22 protein-coding genes and 1 pseudogene are annotated in these 21,470 nt (G+C 42.6%); 15 read left to right on the top strand and 8 right to left on the bottom strand.

All coding sequences use genetic code 11. The features are described 5' to 3' along the window. Positions 1–4: 4 nt before the first annotated feature. Positions 5–814, bottom strand: coding sequence for a cardiolipin synthase (gene cls, locus CEQ75_RS19115; protein WP_242965502.1), 810 nt, complete (start codon positions 812–814; stop codon positions 5–7). Then, positions 745–1,470 carry a PLDc N-terminal domain-containing protein gene (locus CEQ75_RS19110; RefSeq protein WP_242965314.1) on the bottom strand — a complete coding sequence of 242 codons (726 nt, stop codon included), beginning with the start codon at positions 1,468–1,470 and terminating at the stop codon, positions 745–747. The genes cls and CEQ75_RS19110 overlap by 70 nt, the downstream gene beginning before the upstream one ends. 317 nt (positions 1,471–1,787) lie before the next feature. On the opposite strand from CEQ75_RS19110, the pseudogene CEQ75_RS17550 reads away from it, so the two are divergent. Together CEQ75_RS17550 and glgD are read left to right on the top strand one after the other, a co-directional pair. Beyond that, positions 1,788–2,839: pseudogene (locus tag CEQ75_RS17550) on the top strand (glucose-1-phosphate adenylyltransferase); the annotation flags it as partial. Between the two features lie 38 nt (positions 2,840–2,877). After that, positions 2,878–4,002: a glucose-1-phosphate adenylyltransferase subunit GlgD gene (gene glgD, locus CEQ75_RS17545; protein ID WP_157677525.1), complete on the top strand. Its 1,125-nt coding sequence runs from the start codon at positions 2,878–2,880 to the stop codon at positions 4,000–4,002. Here the strand turns inward: glgD and glgP are convergent. Beyond that, positions 3,993–6,068 (bottom strand): alpha-glucan family phosphorylase, encoded by a 2,076-nt coding sequence (gene glgP / locus CEQ75_RS17540; protein ID WP_089612316.1) that lies wholly within the window; start codon positions 6,066–6,068, stop codon positions 3,993–3,995. The genes glgD and glgP overlap by 10 nt on opposite strands. A gap of 166 nt (positions 6,069–6,234) precedes the next feature. Here glgP and CEQ75_RS17535 point away from each other — a divergent pair, with 166 nt between their 5' ends. From CEQ75_RS17535 to CEQ75_RS17510, 6 genes are all read left to right on the top strand, one after another. Continuing rightward, on the top strand, positions 6,235–6,909 hold the full coding sequence (locus CEQ75_RS17535; RefSeq protein WP_089612315.1) for a uracil-DNA glycosylase: 675 nt from the start codon (positions 6,235–6,237) through the stop codon (positions 6,907–6,909). 201 nt (positions 6,910–7,110) lie between these two features. Continuing rightward, positions 7,111–8,031: a UDP-N-acetylmuramate dehydrogenase gene (gene murB / locus CEQ75_RS17530; protein ID WP_089612314.1), complete on the top strand. Its 921-nt coding sequence runs from the start codon at positions 7,111–7,113 to the stop codon at positions 8,029–8,031. A gap of 34 nt (positions 8,032–8,065) precedes the next feature. After that, positions 8,066–8,500, top strand: coding sequence for a hemerythrin domain-containing protein (locus tag CEQ75_RS17525; protein ID WP_089612313.1), 435 nt, complete (start codon positions 8,066–8,068; stop codon positions 8,498–8,500). Positions 8,501–8,520: 20 nt separating this feature from the next. Beyond that, entirely contained in the window at positions 8,521–9,189 is a 669-nt protein-coding gene (gene queC, locus CEQ75_RS17520; protein WP_089612694.1) for a 7-cyano-7-deazaguanine synthase QueC, read from the top strand. Between the two features lie 137 nt (positions 9,190–9,326). Then, entirely contained in the window at positions 9,327–9,857 is a 531-nt protein-coding gene (locus tag CEQ75_RS17515) for a hypothetical protein (RefSeq protein ID WP_089612312.1), read from the top strand. Positions 9,858–10,034: 177 nt separating this feature from the next. After that, a complete protein-coding gene (locus CEQ75_RS17510) occupies positions 10,035–10,730 on the top strand; it encodes a TerC family protein (RefSeq protein ID WP_157677524.1) in 696 nt (231 codons plus the stop codon). 8 nt (positions 10,731–10,738) lie between these two features. Here the strand turns inward: CEQ75_RS17510 and CEQ75_RS17505 are convergent, their stop codons facing one another. Next, the gene (locus CEQ75_RS17505; protein WP_089612310.1) at positions 10,739–11,890 is read right to left on the bottom strand and encodes a glycosyl hydrolase family 18 protein; all 1,152 of its coding nucleotides are present in this window, start codon (positions 11,888–11,890) and stop codon (positions 10,739–10,741) included. A 225-nt stretch (positions 11,891–12,115) separates the two neighbouring features. Here CEQ75_RS17505 and CEQ75_RS17500 point away from each other — a divergent pair, with 225 nt between their 5' ends. Continuing rightward, positions 12,116–12,331, top strand: a complete 216-nt coding sequence (locus CEQ75_RS17500; RefSeq protein WP_089612309.1) for a hypothetical protein — start codon at positions 12,116–12,118, stop codon at positions 12,329–12,331. Between the two features lie 34 nt (positions 12,332–12,365). Here CEQ75_RS17500 and CEQ75_RS17495 read toward each other — a convergent pair whose 3' ends face one another. The 4 genes from CEQ75_RS17495 to CEQ75_RS17485 all read right to left on the bottom strand — a co-directional run bounded on the left by CEQ75_RS17495 (position 12,366) and on the right by CEQ75_RS17485 (position 15,042). Then, a complete protein-coding gene (locus CEQ75_RS17495; RefSeq protein ID WP_089612308.1) occupies positions 12,366–12,773 on the bottom strand; it encodes a hypothetical protein in 408 nt (135 codons plus the stop codon). Between the two features lie 132 nt (positions 12,774–12,905). After that, positions 12,906–13,043 (bottom strand): hypothetical protein, encoded by a 138-nt coding sequence (locus CEQ75_RS18525; protein WP_157677523.1) that lies wholly within the window; start codon positions 13,041–13,043, stop codon positions 12,906–12,908. A gap of 50 nt (positions 13,044–13,093) precedes the next feature. After that, positions 13,094–13,303, bottom strand: coding sequence for a hypothetical protein (locus CEQ75_RS17490; RefSeq protein ID WP_089612307.1), 210 nt, complete (start codon positions 13,301–13,303; stop codon positions 13,094–13,096). 347 nt (positions 13,304–13,650) lie between these two features. After that, positions 13,651–15,042, bottom strand: a complete 1,392-nt coding sequence (locus CEQ75_RS17485; RefSeq protein ID WP_420828388.1) for an IS4 family transposase — start codon at positions 15,040–15,042, stop codon at positions 13,651–13,653. 131 nt (positions 15,043–15,173) lie between these two features. Here CEQ75_RS17485 and CEQ75_RS17480 point away from each other — a divergent pair, with 131 nt between their 5' ends. From CEQ75_RS17480 to purN, 6 genes are all read left to right on the top strand, one after another. After that, positions 15,174–16,310, top strand: a complete 1,137-nt coding sequence (locus CEQ75_RS17480; RefSeq protein ID WP_089612306.1) for an O-antigen ligase family protein — start codon at positions 15,174–15,176, stop codon at positions 16,308–16,310. Positions 16,311–16,463: 153 nt separating this feature from the next. Next, positions 16,464–16,985: a 5-(carboxyamino)imidazole ribonucleotide mutase gene (gene purE, locus CEQ75_RS17475; RefSeq protein ID WP_089612305.1), complete on the top strand. Its 522-nt coding sequence runs from the start codon at positions 16,464–16,466 to the stop codon at positions 16,983–16,985. Positions 16,986–17,011: 26 nt separating this feature from the next. Further along, positions 17,012–18,304 carry an adenylosuccinate lyase gene (purB, locus tag CEQ75_RS17470; RefSeq protein WP_089612304.1) on the top strand — a complete coding sequence of 431 codons (1,293 nt, stop codon included), beginning with the start codon at positions 17,012–17,014 and terminating at the stop codon, positions 18,302–18,304. 44 nt (positions 18,305–18,348) lie between these two features. Further along, positions 18,349–19,770, top strand: a complete 1,422-nt coding sequence (gene purF / locus CEQ75_RS17465; RefSeq protein WP_089612303.1) for an amidophosphoribosyltransferase — start codon at positions 18,349–18,351, stop codon at positions 19,768–19,770. A 1-nt stretch (position 19,771) separates the two neighbouring features. After that, positions 19,772–20,800: a phosphoribosylformylglycinamidine cyclo-ligase gene (gene purM, locus CEQ75_RS17460; protein ID WP_089612302.1), complete on the top strand. Its 1,029-nt coding sequence runs from the start codon at positions 19,772–19,774 to the stop codon at positions 20,798–20,800. A 1-nt stretch (position 20,801) separates the two neighbouring features. After that, positions 20,802–21,434 carry a phosphoribosylglycinamide formyltransferase gene (gene purN / locus CEQ75_RS17455; protein ID WP_089612301.1) on the top strand — a complete coding sequence of 211 codons (633 nt, stop codon included), beginning with the start codon at positions 20,802–20,804 and terminating at the stop codon, positions 21,432–21,434. Positions 21,435–21,470 lie beyond the last annotated feature (36 nt).

Below are 21,470 nucleotides of genomic sequence, written 5' to 3'. Positions count from 1 at the left end.
GCATTTAAAGCAGGGGCGATAAAAGCCTGCATATGGCATCTTTCGTTTGAGCGCTAAAGGGACGCTCATTAAATTTTTTCAAGGTTATCTCTGTTGCATCATGCATATCATAAATAAACATTTCATCCAGTTTTTGAGCGGTTTCTTCATTATAAATAAAAGCGTTTACTTCAAAATTAACCCGAAAGCTCCTGATGTCCAGATTGGCAGTGCCCACTGAGCTGACAAAACCGTCTGAAGTGAACATTTTACTGTGGATAAACCCTTTATGATAGGCAAAGAAGCGTACCCCTGATTCTAAAAGCTCCCCGATATAGGACATGGCGGCCCAATGGACAAAAGGATGGTCGGGTTTTTCGGGTACGATTACTCTGATATCGACCCCGGAGAGGGCGGACATTTTTAAAGCGCTGAGGATTTCTTCATCAGGCACAAAGTAAGGTGTTTCGATATAGACATGGTCCCGGGCACTGTTAATGATTTTTAAATAACCGTTGCGAATGGTACGCCATTTGGAATCCGGCCCGCTGGAGACAATTTGAATGGCTGTATCTCCCTGGACTTCTTCATGGGCAAAATAGCTATCGTCAAAGATGATTTCTTCACCGGAGGCGAAACGCCAGTCCAAAAGAAATCGAAGCTCCAGATCATTGACGGCACTGCCTGCAATCTTCAAATGCATATCTCGCCAAAAACCAAATCTTTTTGACAAACCCAAATATTCGTTGCCGATATTAAATCCTCCTACGTATCCGACGATACCATCAAAAACACAGATTTTCCTGTGGTTTCGGTAATTGACCCGGAGGTTAATATAGGGAATAAAAGGGGGATAGAAGACAGCGACTTTCCCCCAGCCTGTACCAGAGGATCAAAGAAATCTTTGGGCAGGCGGATGCCGCCCATACCGTCATACAGAAACCTTACCTCGACACCTTTCTTTGCTTTTTGGCTTAAAAGGGCAATGATTTCAGACCCCAAGGAATCATTTCTGATAATATAGTATTCGATATGGATAAATTTTTGGGCTTGTCTGATGGATTCCATCAGGTCAGTAAATTTATCCTGGCCGTTGTTATAAATCTGCACCAGGTTATTATCACTAAAGGGCGCATCGCTGCTGTTTAAATGGAGCGTAATCATATCCGTATATTGTTTGATGCGTTCATCCTTAAATTTATATTGGTTACCGCTGAAAAGCGTTTTTTGATAGTGCACGGTCCGGATTAATTTGTCTTCCTCCTGATGCTTCAGAATAAAAAGTTTTCGCTTCCTTAAGTCTTGCCCCAGAAAAAGATAGAGTACAAATCCAATAATGGGAAAGAAAAAAATAACCATCAACCAAACCAAAGTGCTCATGGGATTGCGCCTTTCAAATAAAGCCATTACGATGGCCAGAAGCAAGTTGATAATGAGTAGCAGAGTAATAAAGAAAGAAAAGTCACGATAGATTAAAATAAATGGAGACATGTTTTTACCTCATAGTTTTTTATGCTTTCAGAAAGTATTAATTTTAAGGTTAAAAGTATAAGCGCAACTAAGGCTCAAGTTCAGCCTTCGGCTTGGCGTAAGCCAAGTTTTTTAATCATTATACCCAACTACCAGAATTATAGCACATAACAGGGATCATTTATTCGTACATTTCAAACATTTTTTTACCTAATTTCCCCTTTTTCTTGGGAAGGAAAAACCACATATATGGAGAAATGTATTTATATACAAACTAAAAATGAGCAGAAAAGGAGGCAGAAATTTTCAGCAAAATTTTATGTAAAGGAGTGGTGAAAATGAAAAAGGAATGGATAGCTTTAGTCATGGCAGGAGGACAGGATCACGGTTAGGGTTTTTAACTAAAACCTTGGCGAAACCGGCCGTACCTTTTGGTGGAAAATATCGCATTATCGACTTTACTTTAAGCAACTGCAGCCATTCCGGCATTGACACTGTCGGTGTCTTAACTCAATACCAACCTATGGTGCTAAATGCATATATCGGAATTGGCTGGCATTGGGATTTGCATCACTCGACGGGCGGTGTGATGGTGCTGCCTCCTTATGTAAAGCAACAGGGAGGAGAATGGTATAAAGGAACAGCAAACTCGGTATATCAGAATATGGAGTTTATTGATCTTTATGATCCGGATTATCTGATGGTTTTATCCGGAGATCATGTATATAAAATGGATTATTCTCTGATGTTGGAATATCATAAGGAAAAAGGTGCTGATGCAACGGTGGCGGTGCTCCAGGTCCCGTGGGAAGATGCCAGTGATTTTGGTATCATGGCTTGCAATGAAGAGGGTCGGATTGTTGAATTTGAGGAAAAACCAAAAGAGCCAAAAAGCAATTTGGCTTCCATGGGCGTCTATCTTTTTAGCCGATCTTTCCTTCAAAAATATTTGGAAAATGATGAGTCGGATCCCAATTCAGCCCATGATTTTGGTAAAAACGTGATTCCCGCAATGGTGCGGGCAAAAGAAAAAATTTATGCCTACCGTTTCCAGGGTTATTGGCGGGATGTAGGTACCATTGACAGCTATTGGCAGGCGCACATGGATCTGCTGGAACCGGAACCTGCCTTGAACCTCAATGATTCCAACTGGCGCATTTATTCTGAGAATCCGAATTTGCCACCCCAATTTGTGGGGTCTTCAGCTAAAATCACCTGTTCCCTGGTCAATGAAGGTTGTGTGATTCATGGTGCTGTAGATCATTCTGTTTTGTTCCATTCTGTTACGGTAGGGCAAGGAGCGACGGTGAAAGACTCCATTATTTTACCCAATGTGATCATCCCCCCCAATGCGCAAATTGAGCGGTCGATTGTGGATGAGGACGGAGTGACGTTGATATCTTAAAAATGAGAAAGGGGGTAAAGAATATGTTAAACGCCCTGGGCATCATTAATGTGATTGAAAATGATCAAGTTTTGGGTGAAGTATCGGAAAGTAGGCCATTTGCTGCGGTACCAATTGACGGTCGTTATCGTATCATCGATTTTCCTCTGTCGAATATGGTTAATGCCGGGATCAAAAGCGTGGGCATTTTTACTCATTATAAGATGGGTTCGCTTATTGCACACCTTAAGAATGGCCGGGAATGGAACCTGGATACAAAAAGGCGGGGACTTTTTTTCCTTTCCCCGGACTTCTCCAAATATATTTTTAGCCCCAACAAATGGGATATAAGTCATTTTACCAGCCGCCTGGGTTACATTCAATCCAGTACGCGCAAATATGTTTTAATCTCCGGGTGCAACATGATCTGTAATATTGATTACCACAAGGTACGTGATTTTCACGAAGAACGAGGTGCGGACATTACCATTGTCTGCAAGAGGATATCTCCTGAGGAACGGAAAAAATTTGAGCCATGTTTATTGATGGATGTCAACGAAGATCAGCAGGTGCATCAGTTTAAAGCCGCAAACGAACAATCAATGGATCATGAACATTTGTGTCTGGATATGTTTTTTTTATCCCGGGACTTGCTGTTGGAGATTATCGATGAATGTGCCAAACAAAATAAGTGGGATCTGGTTCAGGATGGCTTTATCAGGAATTCCAGAAATTTAAAAGTTGTCGCCTATCCTTTTACCGGTTATTTAGCCAAGATTAATTCCATCTCTAATTATTTTAATCATCATATGGATTTATTGAATCTTGATGTGTGGCGGGAATTATTCTATCAAGCCGGTCCTATTCTTACCAAGGCAAAAGACAGCGCCCCTACCAGGTATACGAAGGATTCTTCGGTGCATAATTCCTTAGTATCCAATGATTGTATTATTGCCGGTGAAATTGAAAACAGTGTTATCTTCCGAAGTATTAAAGCAGACCGGGGATCGGTCATCAAAAACAGCGTTATTTTGCCAAAATGCACCATCGAAGAAGGTGTGGAGCTGGAGTATGCAATTCTGGATAAAGGCGTTCATATTACTAAAGGAAAAACGATTAAGGGCAGCAAAGAGCATCCGGTAGTTATCAGGAAAAATGATCAATTATAACCCCGAAAAGCAGGAAGATATAGTTTTTTATAATAATCCTGGACCATTCTTTCTGAGTTATAATAGTGGGGAATAGAAATCAGGTTTTCCTTCATATGGCAGATCCATTGCTCGGGCACATGGTCTTTTTGATTGTAATAGCATGGAATGATTTCCTGCTCCAGCAGATGGAATAATGAGCGTTCATCTTCTTGATCCTGAATGCATTCATTGGAGAAATCCTGATCCCCTCCGATGGTGAATCCATTTTTCCCATTGAAGGCTTCCGGCCACCAGCCGTCGGAAACGCTGCAATTGATAACTCCATTTAGGGCAGCTTTTTGACCGCTGGTGCCGCATGCTTCCATGGGACGGCGGGGCGTATTCAGCCATAGATCTACCCCTTGAAGAAGGTAACGGGCCAGATGAATATCATAATTTTCTGCCAGGATAATCCTGCCTTGAAATTTCTTTTCTTGACTCAGATGCCAGATCCTCTTGATGATTTCTTGACCGGGATGATCCGCAGGGTGGGCTTTACCGGCAAAAATAATATTTACCGGTTGTTTAGGGTTATTCAATAATCGAGCAAGCCGATCTGGATCTTTTAAGAGCAGGTCGGCTCTTTTGTAAGTTGCAAAGCGCCGGGCAAATCCGATGGTAAAGGTCTCCGGGTTTAATTTATTCAGACTTTCTAAAATGACCGAGGGTGGCGCCAGATTTCGTTTCAAGCGTTGATAGAGATTGTATCTGACATATGAGATCATTTTCTTTTTTAAAGTCTGATGGGTCTGCCAAAGTAATTGATCCGGGATCAGTTTAATTTTTTTCCAACGATGCTGATTTGTATAATCTTCCATCCAATCCCAGCCTAAGTATTGGGCAAAAAGACTGGACATTTCAGGTGCGATCCAGGTCGGCAAGTGGACGCCGTTGGTAATCAAGGTGATATCATCATTGTTTAAAATTTTACGGCTGACCTCTCCATGGAGTTTACTGACACCATTGGTACGGACGGCGTTTTTCATAGCCAGTTGTGTCATACTAAATGATTGATGCTCATGATCCCAACCTAAGGAAAGAAACGCTTCACAAGAGATGGCAAATTGGACAACCATCTGGCCAAGATTTGGCAGTACAAAATCTTTAGGGAACAAATCATGACCGGCGGGAACGGCGGTATGTGTAGTAAATACTGTCCTGGCTTTCACCTCATGTAAAGCGGACTGTAAGGAAGCCCCTTCCTTTATTTTTTCCCTGATACGTTCCAGGATTAAAAAAGCAGCATGACCTTCGTTGATATGCCATACGGAAGGGGTAATTCCTAACTTTCTTAATGCCCTAACGCCGCCAATTCCTAAAACAATTTCCTGGGCAATTCTGGTATCCCGAACCCCTCCATACAATTGTTTCGTTATTTTGCGGTCATCCGGATTATTGAGGGGTATGTCTGTGTCTAAAAGGTAAATATGGGTCCGCCCAATTATTTGGCACCAAACCTGCACATAAATGATGCTTTCTTTGATGGGTACCGGCAGGATCAGGGGAGTTCCGTCTTGATTGCGGCACACGGATATGGGAATTTCATTAAAATTCGTCTCGGGGTAAGCAGCCTTCTGACGCCCTTCATGATCAATTTTTTGCGTAAAATACCCGTTTTTATAGAGGATACTGACCCCTACCAGGGGAATGCCTAGATTTTCACAGGACTTGCAGTGGTCACCGGCCAGAACACCTAAGCCTCCGCCATAGACAGGTAAAGATTCATGAATACCCAGTTCGGCAGAAAAATAGGCAACTAATAGACCTGGAGAAGGAGCTTGCCTCTGATACCAGGTCTTTTTATGGAGATACCGGTCATATTTTTCCACTAAATGATCATAAAGTTCCAAAAAGACAGAATTATGGGCGGCTTCGTCTAACCTTTTGGGATATAAATAGAGAAGAAATTTTACCGGATTATGGTTTATTTCCTCCCATAATTGCCGATCCATCAGGGAAAATAATTGATGCGTTTCCGGCTGCCAACTGAACCATATGTTGTATGCGATTTCCCTAATACGGGAAATCCTTTGGGGAATATCCATTTCCAGCCTCCTTGTGGTTTCTTCTATTTAGAATTTATTCATCAGAGGAGGGGATTATGTATATGGGCAACAAGGGAACCCAAGACAGCAAGGAACACATACTTTTACAGTATTTTCTTCCGAGGATTAAAATGTTAAACTAAAGGAAGAAGGATGGTGTACATCATTGGTCATACTACATAATGATTGGGATCACTTATTAAAGGATGAATTCCAAAAGGATTATTATCTAAAATTACGGAAGTTCCTGGCCCGGGAATATAAAACGAAGTGCATATTTCCTGATATGTACATGATTTTTGAAGCTTTAAAATTAACCTCTTATCAGGATGTGAAAGTGGTATTACTGGGTCAGGATCCTTACCATGGGGAAAATCAAGCCCATGGATTGGCTTTTTCTGTGCAAAAAGGGACGGGGATCCCTCCATCATTGATCAATATTTTCCAGGAATTGCAGACAGATTTGGGATGTTTTATACCCAACAACGGTTATCTGGAACCTTGGGCAAAGCAGGGGGTGCTGCTCCTTAATACCAGTTTAACTGTCGTTGCCCACAAAGCCAATTCCCATAAAAACATTGGCTGGGAAACCTTGACTGATGCCATTATTCAATTATTAAATCAGAAAAATGCGCCGATTGTATTTTTTTTGTGGGGTAATAATGCCAAGAGCAAAGCTCAATACTTAACAAATCCGCAACACTTGGTATTAAAATCCGTGCATCCCAGTCCGCTTTCTGCGCACAGGGGGTTTTTCGGCAGTAAACCATTTTCCCAGGCTAACACATGGCTGGGGGAACATGGCCAATCGGAAATAGATTGGCAAATCCCCAATCTTTAAATCAATAGATGATTTCCAGGGATGAAATAGGCAATGATAAGCAGCAATAGGATAAAGCCGAAAGGGGCAAAAATCCTGAGGGGAGAAGCAGCCTTCTTAAGGTCTAATCAAAAAGAGGGTGAATAAGATTAAGAAAAAATGTTATGATTAGCGCATGCTGAATTAAAAGAAAATCATAATATTGCACTGGAGGAAAATACCATGAATGATCATAGCAAGATCATTGACTTTATCAAAGAAAACATGAAGATGACAGAATTTCATACCGATGAGGATATGAGAAAATATACAACCTTTAATACCGGGGGCAGGGCTGATTTAATGGTAATACCCAAGGATATGGCCGAATTGGAAGGATTAATGCAATATCTTATTAAAGAGAAGATCTCCTATCATATCTTAGGGCATGGCAGTAATACCCTTGTGGGGGATAAAGGAATTCGGGAAGTGGTTGTCCTGATCGAAGATAATTTAAAAAAGATGATCGTTAAAGGCGAAGAAATTGAAGTGGAAGCGGGTTTACTGTTGGCAGATCTTGCCCAAGAGGCCAAGGAGCATGGTCTCACTGGGTTGGAGTTTGTTTGCGGTATTCCCGGGACGGTCGGGGGTGCCGTGGTCATGAATGCCGGTGCCTATGGGGGGGAGATCAAGGACGTTTTAGAAGAAGTGCAGGTTTTAACGGCTGAAGGGAAACGGTTAGTTCGTAAAGCAGATGAATTGGAACTGGCGTATCGCTCCAGCTTGATCCAAAAAAATGGTGACATGGTTTTAAAAGCCAAGTTCCGCTTAAAATCCGGGGATCAAATGGAGATTAAAAAGACTATGGATGAACTAACCAGGAATAGGGCTGATAAACAGCCCCTGGATTACCCCAGTGCCGGAAGTATTTTTAAAAGACCGGAAGGCCATTTTACGGGTAAACTGATCCAAGATGCCAATTTACAAGGGTATAGCATCGGTGGAGCCCAGGTTTCCATGAAGCACGCAGGCTTCATCATCAATACCGGCCAGGCTGCTACGGAGGATGTTTTAAATCTAATTTCCCATATTCAGCAGGTAGTAAAACAGCGCTTTCAGGTGGAACTGGAAACGGAAGTGAAAGTCATTGGGGAGTTAATTTAATAAATTTCTAAAATAAATTTGAGGCGGTGTAAATATGATTAATCAAATCGTAAAAAAACAACACCAGGAGATCAGGCAGGTAATTAAAGAATTAAGGGAAGATATTTATGATTTGGAAAGCTTAGCTTCCGGAAATATCCTTTTGGTCGCCCTCAAGATCGGCACCTTAAACGGGATTATGCAAATGCACCTGAAACATGAGGATGATTTTTTGTACCCAGCTCTGTTGAATAACAACGAAAATGTTGAAATAAAGGAAATTGCCCAAAAGTTTGTCACGGAGATGGGTAACCTGGCTGCTGTGTTTAAAGAATATCAGGAAAAATATATTCGTAATCCCGAAATCATCAGAAAAGATCTGAAACAATTTATTCAGGAGACAGAACAAATATTAAATGCGATTTCGAAACGGATTGACAGTGAAGAAGACGAACTTTTTAAACTATGGGAAGCGAATTCTGCAAAATGAGGGAAAGAGGAAGTGGGGAAATGAAAGCTGTAGTATTGTTGTCCGGCGGATTGGATTCTACCGTCTGTATGAGTATCGCTCAACAATCAGGGGTGGATATTATCCCCATAAGCTTTGATTATGGACAAAGACACCACCGGGAACTGGCATGTGCCAAGCAAGTAGCTGATTTTTATCAGGTGAAAAAACACGTGGTCATTGAAACCAATATGCGAGCCATTGGCGGCAGTGCTTTAACTGCAGATATTGAGGTGCCCCAAGGCCAGGAAGAACGAGAGCATGTTCCGGTAACCTATGTGCCGGCGCGAAACTTAATTTTTCTCAGCTATGCTCTGGGTTTGGCAGAGGTAGAAAACGCAGTAAAGATTTATATTGGCGTCAATGCCGTGGATTATTCCGGCTATCCGGATTGTCGGGCAGAGTTTATTGAAAAATTTCAAAGTATTGCAGATTACGCAACCAAGGCCAGTGTTGAAAATCATCGGATTATCATTGAAAACCCTTTGCAGTATTTAACGAAGGGTGAAATAGTTGCTCTAGGTATCAAAAACGGAGCTCCTCTTCATTTAACCACCAGTTGCTATCAGGGAGGAGCGTTAGCCTGTGGGGTATGTGATAGCTGTGTATTAAGACTAAAAGGATTTCGCGAGGCTGGTTTTACAGATCCTATTCCTTATCAAGATCAATAGACGAGAATTTTCGGTTTATTTAGCGATATCTTTCACTATAGGTAGAATTATTTCCCATTCAAGACAAGTTTTTTCGCCATTTTCTCATGCTTGAATTTGATATGATTTTAGTATTGAGAGATAGGGAGGGTTCTTTAATGGATGAGGAAATAAAGGGAAAAATCATTGATGAGATATGTTCTATGATCGAAAAAAAACCTGGTCTGCTAAAAATGTTTGAATTAATGGACAAGCTGTATTCTGATGTAGATCAACTAAAAGAGAACGTTGCTCAACAACAGCATGCAGCTCAGCCAAATCATTTAAGACTGCTGCAGGAATTAACGGAAACTATGCTCTTTAGCTTGTCGGAGATTGAAGCGAAGGGTGTTTTGGAAGAGAGAATTACGGAACAAAAAGAGATGATTTGTCAACGGGAAAGTCAAATAAAGGAAATCCAAGAAGCAGCACAGCAGATTGCCGCAACCAAAAGTCAGGAAGTAGGGGCAGTTCGTAATGAAATTACAGAAAAAGACAGCTTGCTGAAAGAAATTAAACACGGTTTGTCCGGGTTTTGTAATTTATCGCGGGCACAACGCTGGCGCTTGATGGTCAATGAAGACTCAATTATTTCTCACCTCAAAGGTGTGGAAGAAAAGATAGATCTTTTGATGAATACAAATAGCTAAATATAGCGGCAAAAAATAAAGATAATAGCTCATGCGACTGCGAAGGCAATTGAGATGAAAAAGAATCCCGGATCCCCAGGATTCTCTTTCTGTTTAAAAGGTATAAGAATTTTTAAGCTTTCATATGATGAGATGATATGATAAAATTTAGCTGAGGTTGTAAAAGAGGTGACTGTTTTGGAAAACACACTGCTGCATTTAACGGATATTAGATGGTTATGGCAAACTTTAACGGCCATTTTATCCATTACGATCATTGATTTGGTATTAAGCGGTGACAATGCTGCCGTGATTGGGCTGGCTATTCGGGGCCTACCCTATTACATGCAAAAAAAAGCGGCAATTTTTGGAGCCGGCGGTGCCATCGTTTTACGCATTACCTTTACAATTTTTGCTGTTTATTTACTTTCTGTTAAGTATTTAAGCGCGATTGGGGGCGTAATCTTAATTTTTATTACCTTTAAGTTATTGTCGGCAGATATCTCGGAAGGGGCCCATATCAAGTCTTCAAATAAATTCTGGAGCGCGGTGGGAACCATCATTATTGCTGATATATCTATGGCTTTTGACAATGTGATGGGTGTGGCAGGTGCCGCCCATGGAGAAGTATGGCTGGTGGTTTTTGGGCTTTTTCTTTCCATCCCTATTCTGGTCTGGGGCTCTACCTGGCTGGCTACGATGATGGGGAAACATCCGATCATTATTTATATAGGCGCCACGGTGCTTGCTCATACGGCTGTTAACATGATTTTTCGTGAAAAGGCCTTTCATTTAATCCAATACACAGGAGAATTTTTAGGGGCGGCCATTCCCTGGATCTGTGCTCTGCCGATTTTAATTTATGGTGCTATTACTTCCATAAAAAGGATTTGAGTCAAAGTTTACCTTAATTTTTTAATGCGAAAATTTTCTTGCAGCAACAGCCAATTCTGAGGAAAGGAATTGCTTAACTCCCAGTAACTGATACCACGCAAGTTCAATTCTTTAACCAGATTGAATTTTGCCTGCACGCTGCGGGCATCCTCAAACCAAACCACATGACTTCTTTGCTGACTGTCTACATAATAAAAAAAGGGTGCCTGGGCATTTATGTCATACTGAATTGGTGCATAATAAGTCAGAGCCAATCTTACTGCCTCCTGGGGACTGAGGACGCGAGCCGGAGGCCCTCCCGCAACGTAAGGTAAAGTCCAATCATAACCATATAATGGCATGCCCATAAGGATTCTTTCCGGGGGCATTTCCGTTAAAGCATAATTGAGCACCGCTCTCACCTGATGCAATGGAGCCACGGCCATCGGAGGTCCGCCCGACCAGCCCCATTCATAGGTCATCAGCACAACAAAATCCAAAATTTCTCCATGAGCCCGGTAGTCGTGAGCCTCATAAAGGAGCCCAGGTTGATTCGCACTGGTCTTGGGTGCCAAAGCACTTGAGGTCAGATAGCCCCGGGGTCTCAATTGATCTGTAACCCGAATCAGAAAGTCATTATAGAGTTCCCGATCACTTGGGTAAACGTATTCGAAATCAATGTTAAGACCGTAATAACCCTTTTCATCCATGATGGTTAAAACGTTTCGAATTAATTGATTTTGAACTTCCGGACTTGATAAAAGAGCATGGGCCAAATCAGAACTGAACCCGTCCTCGAAGAAATTGGTGATGACCATCAGGGGGGCGGCACCTGTGGTTTCAGCCGCAGCCAGAACAGCGGCATCATTTAGCGGTACCAGGTTGCCATCTTCTTCTGTATGATAACTGAAGGGACTTAAGTAAGTAAGTCCGGCTCCTACATTCAAGACTGCATTTGACTGCATACGGACAAGATAGCCGTTTACTTCGATATTCCCAAGGGATGCAGAAGACATAAAATTATTGCTTCCTTGCTCCGTTGGGATTAATAGGGCCAGGCCGGGTACTAATCTATTGGGATCAGGCAGCTCATTGATTTCTGCGATTTCCAGGTAGCTGACCTGGTAGATACGAGAAATAGTCCACAGAGTCTCTCCCATCTGTACGACATGAATAATCAAAATTTTCCCCTCCCCTTTTTAAGAATCTTATTGCCTTATCAGGTTATTCAAAATAAAGAATTTGGTGAGAAAAATAAGAACAGAAGCCTCTGTGCCTGTCTTTTATGAGAACTATGTTTATGGTGCAATCTTGATAGGATCCTTAAATTTTTTCTTATTCAGACACACAGTGATCTCAGTCATGCATAAGATAAGGTGACAGGCATGACAAAAGGGGGGATATAGATGAAATCGATGCCCAAAGTAAAATCTCTGGCAGATTTGAAATCTTTAATCAACAATCATCAAGGCGCTTTATCGGAGGGTAATGTGCGCATCATTAATGAAATTATCCGCGAGATGGAAAGATCAGGAGGAGTAAACGACAATAATCGTGATAGATTAAAGCAACTCATGAATCAGCTGGCTCAGAAAAACCACGTTAAAGTTCCTAAAAGATAATATCAAAAAAGATTAAGAAAGCCCGAAGGCTTTCTTAATCTTTTTGGGGATCATGGGTTTCCACATGGATCGGATCTACTCTCTTCTCAAATTTTGTATCGGTCATCGACTCACGCATGTTGGGGGAGACCATTTGCAAAAGCTGATCGAGAGAATCTTTGTCCTTTAGCATATGCATCAGATTAAAGTTCTGCCCTTTTCCTCCCCCTTGCTTGGGATTGACAAATACGTCGGCTAACTGAAATAGCTCTGATATCTGATTAAACTTATCCATATACCCTGCTACGTTTTTTAACTGGCCGGATAAAGTTCTTAAATCCACATTGGTAATCAGTGAAGATAAGGAATTGATTCTTCCGCTGTTTTTGGGTTGCTCCTGAGGTCTTCGTTGTGCTTCTTCCCGTTCTCTTGTTTGATGCCTTCTTCTTCGACGGCGACTCATATGCTCACTTCCTTCCCGTTTAATAATATGTATATGCTGCCCTATTGGTGCCTGCTCACGAATGTTTACCCGGGGAAAATAATGCTGCATCCGAAAATCGGATGCAGCGTATTTAAGGGTGTTTAGATCAGTTTAGCAGCAACGATGATTTTGCTGTCCAAGTACACAGGTGCAAAGGAATTGCAGCACGATTAATACGATGATCAGATCTACGATATCATCAAAACCACCGCACATATTACCTCCACCAAAACAACCAAGGAGACTCATAGGATACCCTCCTTTCTTCAGAGATTAATCGTACCTGTTATTCATTTTCTTTAGCAGCAGCACTTTTCATGTTCTTCTTCTTCTTCTTCCATCAGCAGGGAGCATAGGAATTGCAGCACGATCAAGATGATAATTAAGCAGACTATGTTGTCGAACATACCTTCATTGCGGTGGCAATCTACTCTTTCCCGTTCGCAACGTTCTTCCCGTTCACAGCGCTCTTCCCGCTCACAACATTCTCTTCGATGTCTTTTACCCATTATGCATTTCTCCTTTCCTAATCACGCACCACCATCCGCTTCAAGTGATGAACCCTACGAAGGTGGTTAGCTGATTGTCTTAGTACATGTTATGAAGGAGAGACATGTTTTGACACAATTCATAAAAAAATATTTAAAACCGGGAAAAAATGCACCATTTTTAAAAGTGTTTTATATTTTCCGGAAGTGCTTTATAATGGGGACTAGATTAAGTACGCATCTTAGGGTAATTATTGATCAATATAAATGGACTGAGGGATTTGCTTGGGTATCAGCGGATTTTTAATTGTTTTTTCGCCATTTCTAGTTTTCCTTCCGCAAATAGCTGCGATTTATCAATTGATAACTCAACTTTCGCAGAAAGAAACAGCCAGTCGTTCCTTGAAAAACGAGGGTAAATTGCTGATTAAGAAGTCAATCAGTTTGCGGATTTCTGCCTCTGCCAGTTGTAGTTGCTCTTGTAAAAATTGTTCCATTAGGAAGAAGATTCTCTGTAGCGCCTCCACTAAGCTGATATCCTGTAACTCGTCGCAACAGATGTAGAAAAGGTTGCCAATGGTTCTCGGGTCTTCACCGTTTCGGCTCTCCAAAGCCAGCATGATGTATCGGATAAACACGATGGTAACGTGCGCCACCATGGAATCATAAGAACGTCCCTGAAACTCTTTGGACAACCCGAGATAGGACTTGGACATCTTGAAGAAAACCTCGATGTTCCAACGCTTCCCATAAATGCGGATGACCTCTTCATCCGGAAGTTCAGTATCGGTGGTGAGGAGCGCTAGCCATTTCTTCTTGGCTCTTCTGTCCCTGACAAATACGATCTTAGCTTGTACTGGTTCGCCGCTTGACATCTGGCCAATTTCTACAATGATAGAGGCAAGGACTTTGGCCCGACCCCGTTTCTTTTTGACTGCGGCATACAGCTTGTTCAGGGTGAGATTTTGTCCCTGGTATTCATATTTGACTGTGGGCATCGACTTAAGCATACAGATGGTGTGAAGTTGCTGTTCCAATACCTTTCTGATCACGACGGGAAAGGAAAACCAACTGTCAAACAGGAGGTAGCTGGCCGGAACCATGTACGCCTTGGCTTGTTTTAGCAGTTCCAACAACACTTCAGTGCTCTTGTGGATAGCCTCTTTACGTCTCTTATAGCCGTTTGTCCGTTTGTCCATAGCATTCATGCCTTGTAGTCGGTTCGATTCCTTCTCTGAGCTAAGCAGGGAGAAGGCTAGAGGCAAAAAGGTGTTGCCGTCTGACCAACCCAAGGTTAGCATTCGGAAGCCTCGGACGTATTTGTGTTCCACATGGTCGTAGACCCTAGCCAGAAGTTCTACTGCCTTGCTTCGGGATCGACTGAAAAGGGAGTCATCGATGATAAAGACATTGACTCGCTTCTCGTCAGTGAGCGGTACGATGTGGTTTTGAATGATCTGGGAGCTGAGCAGCAGCAAGAACTTACGCCAGTTGTAGTAGCAGTTGTTCAGAAATCGGTAGACAGCATCTTTTTGAAATGGGGCGTTGTTGGCATCGGTGTTCAGATAGCGCCATAGGTTTTTGCCCATAAAGATCAGCGTCACGAGAAACTGTAGTAGGTCTTTGCAAGGAAAGCCCTTCTGTTTAAAAAAGTTCGACTGCTTTAATGTTTGGCCAATTTTATGTTCCTTGAAAAAGTTTGCAACGTAATTGGCTGACTCCTTTTCAGAAGCTATTTTTTTTGGTAATATAGAAGTCACAAGAACACCCTTCTTTCTATGGAATAATTGGGTTTTGTCACTTCAATTTTACCATATCGAGGGGGTGTTTTTGCTGTTAAATTTCATATTTACCAAGGGTTTGAGGACATTTTTCTAGTGCGAAAGTTGAGTTGATAAAAAACAGAAAACTGAATGCAGGTACCCCGTGGACCGGCGGCGTTTTACTTTTGTTTTTCTGGTCCTTGATTGTCGGCGTTGTAAATCAACAATGGCTTTCTTTTGGTGCCGGATTTGTTTTCCTGGGCTTTTATGGCATCTGTCTTTATTTGGACCAAAAAATGCATACGGTAGAATTGGTGGAGCGGCTGCTGCGTTATATCTTTTTTTTGACCCTGGCTTCTGCTCTTATAGGACTGTTGGAGAATTTTAATTTTATCACCCGTGAGGCAGCTTGGTGGAAGATCTGCTTTGGTCTCACCACGGTGGTCTCAAATGATGATACCCTTTTTCGCATTACCGGCACCTTTGGTAATCCAAACCTGGCCGCTTCCTGGTATGCTGTGATGATTTTGGTAGGGTATTACTTTTATGAAAAGACACCGAAAAATGAGCACCGCATTTTTTTCTATGGGATCCTGCTTTTGATCACAGCTTTGGTGTTGACTGGTTCCAGAGGCGCGATGATTGGTCTGATGATTGGTTTTGTAGTGTATGATTTAGCGGCAGGAAAAATGTTTCATGTTACGATTCGCATGTTATCATTTCTTATCGGAATGGGAGCCTTTATCGGTTCTTCAGATTGGTTTCCCAGGGGCGATTTATTGTCTTCTACCATCGATCTTAGATGGGCGATTTGGGAAAATTGTTTCAATATGTTTTTAAAGAAACCGGTGACGGGTTGGGGAATTATGGGGATTTATTTTGCGGATGATAACGTCTATCAGTATCTGCGAGTTTTACATGCTCATAATATGCTCCTATCCTGGGTAGTAATGTTAGGCTTAGTGGGATTATTCCTTCTTCTCTGGATGGAGTGGCATTTATGGGGCAGTCTTTGGCAATTATTTAAGGAAAAATGTCCCTTGATGCCCCTCTTGGTTGCAGTTCAGGCTTTTTTCTGGGGGCATGGCGTATTTGATTTTTCGATCATGTCTCCGCAAATCGGTTTATTATGTATGGTTTTTTCTTCGTTGATTTGTACTTTAGCCGGTTCAGAAAACTCGAAACCTTATTTTAGCGCACCAAAAAGATTTTTTTGCCGGCTGCAAGGGATAAGAAGTTTAAGAAAGACGAATAAAAATCAATAAACAGATATTAATGTTCGCATTTTCTTGACATTGAGGTGCGGGATTGATATATTTTAAGCAAGAAATCAATGAAGCTCCAGGTCGAAAAATACATATTTTTGCACCTAAAGCAGGAAGCTAAGGTATCAATAAATCGGAAAGGCGGGCATAAAAATGAGTGAATTCAAAGTGGCAGTTGTTATGGGTAGTGATTCGGATCTGCCGATTATGAAGGATGCAATACAATTTTTAGAACAAATGGGGATTTCATGTCAGGTGTATATTTCGTCTGCGCACCGAGTGCCTCATAAGACAGCTCAAATTGCGGAAACTGCCGAAGAAAAAGGAATTGAAGTGATTATTGCCGGTGCCGGGGGAGCTGCTCATTTGCCCGGGGTCATCGCCGCTTTTACCACCATACCGGTGATTGGCGTACCGATTAAAACAGCTACCCTCAATGGTGTGGATTCTTTATATTCCATTGTCCAGATGCCGCCAGGTATTCCTGTGGCCACCGTCTCCATAAATGGGGCCAAAAATGCAGGTATTTTGGCGGCCCAAATTTTGGCCTTGAAATATCCTGTGGTTCAAGAAAAACTCAAGGCCTTCAGAAAGGAAATGGCTGAGCAGGTAGCCGGGAAAGATGATCGTTTGCAGGAAATCGGAGTGGATGCTTACTTAGCAAATATGAAGTAATAAGTTGAATATGAGGAGGATGTGTGATGATTGACCGCTATACCCTGCCTGAAATGGGCAGCGTGTGGGAATCTGAAAATCGCTTTCAAAAGATGCTGGATGCGGAGATTTTTGCTTGTGAAGCGATGGCTGATTTAGGATTGATTCCTCAGGAAGCTTTTCAGGATATCAAAACGAAAGCCAGTTTTGATATCCCCAGGATTGAAGAAATTGAAAAAGTTACCAGACATGATGTCATCGCTTTTTTAACTGCGGTGGGAGAAAAGGTAGGGGAGGCCTCCAAATATATTCATATGGGTATGACTTCTTCTGATGTGTTGGATACAGCTCTCTCCGCACAAATGAGGGAAGCAGCGGATCTTCTGATCGCCCGCTTGCGCAAACTGCGTAGTGTGCTGGCTGAAAAAGCAAAAAAATATAAATACACCTTGGAAGTAGGACGAACCCACGGCATTCATGCGGAACCTGTTACCTTCGGATTAAAAATGGCTCTTTGGACGATGGAGATTGATCGATGTATTGAACGTATGCTGAAAGCAAAAGAAGTGATCTCTGTTGGGAAAATATCAGGTGCGGTAGGAACTTTTGCTAATGTTGATCCCCAGATCGAAGAACATGTTTGCCGTAAAATGGGACTGAAACCAGCTCAGGTATCGACACAAATCATTCAAAGAGACCGCCATGCAGAATTTTTAACCACATTAGCCCTCATTGGCAGTTCATTAGAAAAGTTTTCCACGGAAATCAGGAATCTGCAGCGTACAGATATTCTGGAGGTTGAGGAAGCTTTTGCCAAAGGGCAAAAGGGATCTTCCGCGATGCCCCATAAGAAAAACCCGATTACTGCGGAGCGCGTAACCGGTTTATCCCGAGTGCTCCGGGGAAATGCCCTTGCTGCCATGGAGAATGTCGCTTTGTGGCATGAAAGGGATATTACCCATTCTTCCGTAGAAAGAGTAATCATACCGGATAGCTGTATTTTATTGGATTATATGCTGCATCTTTTTATTAATGTAATGGAGCATTTAAATGTTTATGAGGAAAATATGCGCACCAATCTCAATAAAACCCTTGGGTTAGTCTTCTCTCAGCGGGTGCTCCTGACTTTGGTAGACAAAGGGCTTTTGAGGGAGACCGCTTATGAATGGGTTCAAAGAAATGCAATGATTGCATGGCAGACCAAAACAGATTTTGAATATCTTATTTTACAAGATAAGGATATTATGAGTTATCTTTCCCATGAAGAGGTGGATAGCCTATTTGATTATGATTACCATACCCGATATATTGATTACATCTTTCAACGGGCCGGCTTATAGAAATGATCAAATTCTTTTAAATAAAAGCCAAGGGGGGTCATTGTATGATCGATTTGCTGAATACAGATGAAAAACCAAAAGACGAATGCGGTCTTTTTGGGATTTATGGGCACAACATGGATGTGGCTACCATGACCTATTATGGGCTATATGCCTTGCAGCACAGAGGGCAAGAGAGTACCGGGATTACTGTTTCTGATGGTAAAGAGTTTAAGAATCATAAAGACATGGGTTTGGTGGGAGAGGTTTTCAACGAAAAAATACTGGCACCCTTGAAAGGCCATCTGGCCATTGGCCATGTACGGTATTCTACAGTCGATTCCGGTTTGGCGGTAAATACCCAACCCTTGGATTTCAGATATTTAAAGGGTTTAATTTCTTTGGCACACAATGGGAGCTTGATTAATGCCAATGAAATTCGTCAACGCTTAGCTTTAAACGGCTCGGTTTTTCAAACTACTTCCGATACAGAAGTGATTGTAAAACTTATTGCCCGCTATGGACAAAGCTCCATTGAAGAGGCGTTGATGAAAATGATGATCGATATTAAAGGCGCCTACTCTCTGCTGGTGATGACGGAGGATCAATTGATCGGTGTCCGGGATCCACATGGGGTGCGACCTCTGTGTATTGGAAAAAAGGGCAAATCATATATCCTAGCTTCGGAGACCTGTGCCTTAGATACGGTTGGTGCTGAATTTATTCGGGATGTTGATCCGGGGGAAATTGTCATCATTGATAATGATGGGCTGAGAAGCATCCATGCCATGAAAAGCTCTGAACAAGCTTTTTGTATTTTCGAATTTGTTTATTTAGCCCGGCCGGATTCTAATTTTGACGGCAGGAATGTAACATTGGTACGGCGTGCTATGGGACGGCAATTAGCTCAGGAATATCCGATAGATGCGGATATTGTGATACCGGTACCGGACTCCGGCGTGCCGGCAGCCTTAGGGTATGCGGAAGCATCCGGGATTCCCTACATGGAAGGTTTAATGAAAAACCGTTATATTGGGCGAACTTTCATCAAACCGACGCAAAAGATGCGGGAGACTGCAGTCAGGCTGAAACTAAACCCCATTCGGGATATTATTGAAGGAAAAAGAGTGGTGATGGTGGATGATTCCGTGGTACGAGGCACCACCAGCAAGCAGATCGTACAGATGATCCGGAATGCAGGCGCGAAAGAGGTCCACTTAATGGTGAGCTCGCCGACGGTCAAGTACCCCTGTTATTATGGTATTGATACTCAAGAAAGAAATCAGCTGATTGCGGTAAAACAATCAATTGAAGAAATAAGGGAATATATTGGGGCAGACGGTTTGCATTTTCTGAGTCTGGAGGGTATGGTTGAGGCCACCGGTTCATCCAAGGATAGTTTTTGTGCCGCTTGTTTTACCGGCGAATACCCTTTAGGTATTTCAAAACGTGTGGGTGAATACCCGATGGAGCAGGAGGTAGAGTAATATGGGGACAACCTATCAGGATGCCGGTGTAGATATTACAGCGGGGGATGAGGCCGTACAGCGTATGAAGCATCATGTTAAGAAAACTTTCCGACCGGAGGTTTTGACAGATCTGGGCAGTTTTGCCGGGTTATTCGCCTTGGATATTGACAAATATCATCAACCGGTCTTGGTATCCGGTACCGATGGAGTGGGGACGAAATTAAAAATTGCCATGATCACAGACAGGCACGATACCATCGGTATTGATGCAGTAGCGATGTGTGTCAATGATATCTTAGTCCAGGGAGCAGAACCCCTTTTCTTTTTAGATTACTTAGCCGTGGGGAAATTAAATCCGCCTAAAGTTGAGGAAATTGTCAAAGGAGTTGCCGCCGGCTGCCTTCAGGCGGGATGTGCTTTAATTGGCGGGGAAACGGCAGAAATGCCCGGCTTTTATGCTGAGGATGAGTATGATATTGCGGGATTTGCCGTAGGCGTGGTCAACAAAGATAAAATCATCAACGGCTCTGCCATTGTTCCCGGAGATGTGATCATTGGCCTTCCTTCTTCCGGTCTGCATTCCAATGGCTTTTCTTTGGCTCGTAAAGTGCTTTTGGAGCTGGCTGCTTTAAAAATGGACGAATTTATCCCTGAGCTTGATTGTACCCTTGGGGAGGCAATGTTGAAACCAACTCGTATCTATGTCCAGGATATGCTGCCTTTAATCGCCAAATACGAGATTAAAGGCATGGCTCATATTACCGGAGGCGGCCTGACAGAAAATCTGCCCCGGGTTTTTCCGGAGGGTGTACAGGCTGATATTGATCTCACAACGTGGGAAACTCCGCCAGTTTTTCGTTTGATCCAAAAATTAGGGCAGGTGACGGAAGAAGAAATGTTTCGGGTCTTTAATATGGGCGTAGGATATTGTATTATTTGTGATCCCTCTCAGGTATCGGGAATTCTAGCTGATTGTGCCGGCGCTTTTATCATGGGAAAAATCACGGCGGGTGATGGAAAAGTCCATTTCACCGTAAGGGAAAAATAAAATGGCACCTCTGAAATTAGCTGTGCTGGCTTCCGGCAGAGGTTCTAATTTGCTGGCAATTATCGAACAAATTAAAAACGGAAATCTCCAGGCTCAAATCAATGTGGTCATCAGCGATCATGAGGATGCACCGGCATTAAAGAAAGCGGAGGAAGAAGGGATCACCGGCATCTTTCTTGATCCGAAAAGCTTCCCCCAGCGCAAGGAGTATGATCTGGCATTAGGGAAGCTGGTTCGGCAGTATCAAGGGGAACTGGTGGTACTGGCCGGATTTATGCGGATCTTGGGAGAAGATTTCTTAACCAAATTTCCCCAAAGAGTGATTAATATTCATCCTGCTTTATTACCTTCTTTTCCCGGAACCCATGGGCAAAAGCAGGCCTTGGATTATGGGGTTAAGATCTCCGGCTGCACGGTTCATTTTGTGGATCCAGGAGTAGATTCCGGCCCGATTATTGCCCAATGCTCCGTACCTGTGGAAGAGGATGATACGGAGGAAAATCTGGCCCGACGCATTTTAGCAAAGGAACATGAATTGTATTCCCAAGTGATACAGTGGATCGCGGAAGGACGGGTTGAAATTCTGGGTAGAAGGGTCAAGGTGCATCAAGGACAGGACGCCGAACTCTCTTAAGGGAAGTAAATTCACTGAATAAAGGATGTGTTTTAA

Origin of the sequence: Dehalobacterium formicoaceticum (genome assembly GCF_002224645.1) — a bacterium.
GTDB classification, from domain to species: domain Bacteria; phylum Bacillota; class Dehalobacteriia; order Dehalobacteriales; family Dehalobacteriaceae; genus Dehalobacterium; species Dehalobacterium formicoaceticum.
Note: the sequence above shows the minus strand (reverse complement) of the source record. Positions and strands in the feature narration are given on the sequence as shown.

Bases quoted from the DNA above. Each gene is read 5' to 3' on its own strand.
- glgP (WP_089612316.1), bottom strand. From the start codon at position 6,068: ATGGATATTCCCCAAAGGATTTCCCGTATTAGGGAAATCGCATACAAC.
- murB (WP_089612314.1), top strand. From the start codon at position 7,111: ATGAATGATCATAGCAAGATCATTGACTTTATCAAAGAAAACATGAAG.
- CEQ75_RS17500 (WP_089612309.1), top strand. From the start codon at position 12,116: ATGAAATCGATGCCCAAAGTAAAATCTCTGGCAGATTTGAAATCTTTA.
- glgD (WP_157677525.1), top strand. From the start codon at position 2,878: ATGTTAAACGCCCTGGGCATCATTAATGTGATTGAAAATGATCAAGTT.
- CEQ75_RS17525 (WP_089612313.1), top strand. From the start codon at position 8,066: ATGATTAATCAAATCGTAAAAAAACAACACCAGGAGATCAGGCAGGTA.
- purF (WP_089612303.1), top strand. From the start codon at position 18,349: ATGATCGATTTGCTGAATACAGATGAAAAACCAAAAGACGAATGCGGT.
- CEQ75_RS19110 (WP_242965314.1), bottom strand. From the start codon at position 1,470: ATGTCTCCATTTATTTTAATCTATCGTGACTTTTCTTTCTTTATTACT.
- queC (WP_089612694.1), top strand. From the start codon at position 8,521: ATGAAAGCTGTAGTATTGTTGTCCGGCGGATTGGATTCTACCGTCTGT.
- CEQ75_RS17490 (WP_089612307.1), bottom strand. From the start codon at position 13,303: ATGGGTAAAAGACATCGAAGAGAATGTTGTGAGCGGGAAGAGCGCTGT.
- purE (WP_089612305.1), top strand. From the start codon at position 16,464: ATGAGTGAATTCAAAGTGGCAGTTGTTATGGGTAGTGATTCGGATCTG.
- purN (WP_089612301.1), top strand. From the start codon at position 20,802: ATGGCACCTCTGAAATTAGCTGTGCTGGCTTCCGGCAGAGGTTCTAAT.
- purB (WP_089612304.1), top strand. From the start codon at position 17,012: ATGATTGACCGCTATACCCTGCCTGAAATGGGCAGCGTGTGGGAATCT.
- purM (WP_089612302.1), top strand. From the start codon at position 19,772: ATGGGGACAACCTATCAGGATGCCGGTGTAGATATTACAGCGGGGGAT.
- CEQ75_RS18525 (WP_157677523.1), bottom strand. From the start codon at position 13,043: ATGAGTCTCCTTGGTTGTTTTGGTGGAGGTAATATGTGCGGTGGTTTT.
- CEQ75_RS17515 (WP_089612312.1), top strand. From the start codon at position 9,327: ATGGATGAGGAAATAAAGGGAAAAATCATTGATGAGATATGTTCTATG.
- CEQ75_RS17495 (WP_089612308.1), bottom strand. From the start codon at position 12,773: ATGAGTCGCCGTCGAAGAAGAAGGCATCAAACAAGAGAACGGGAAGAA.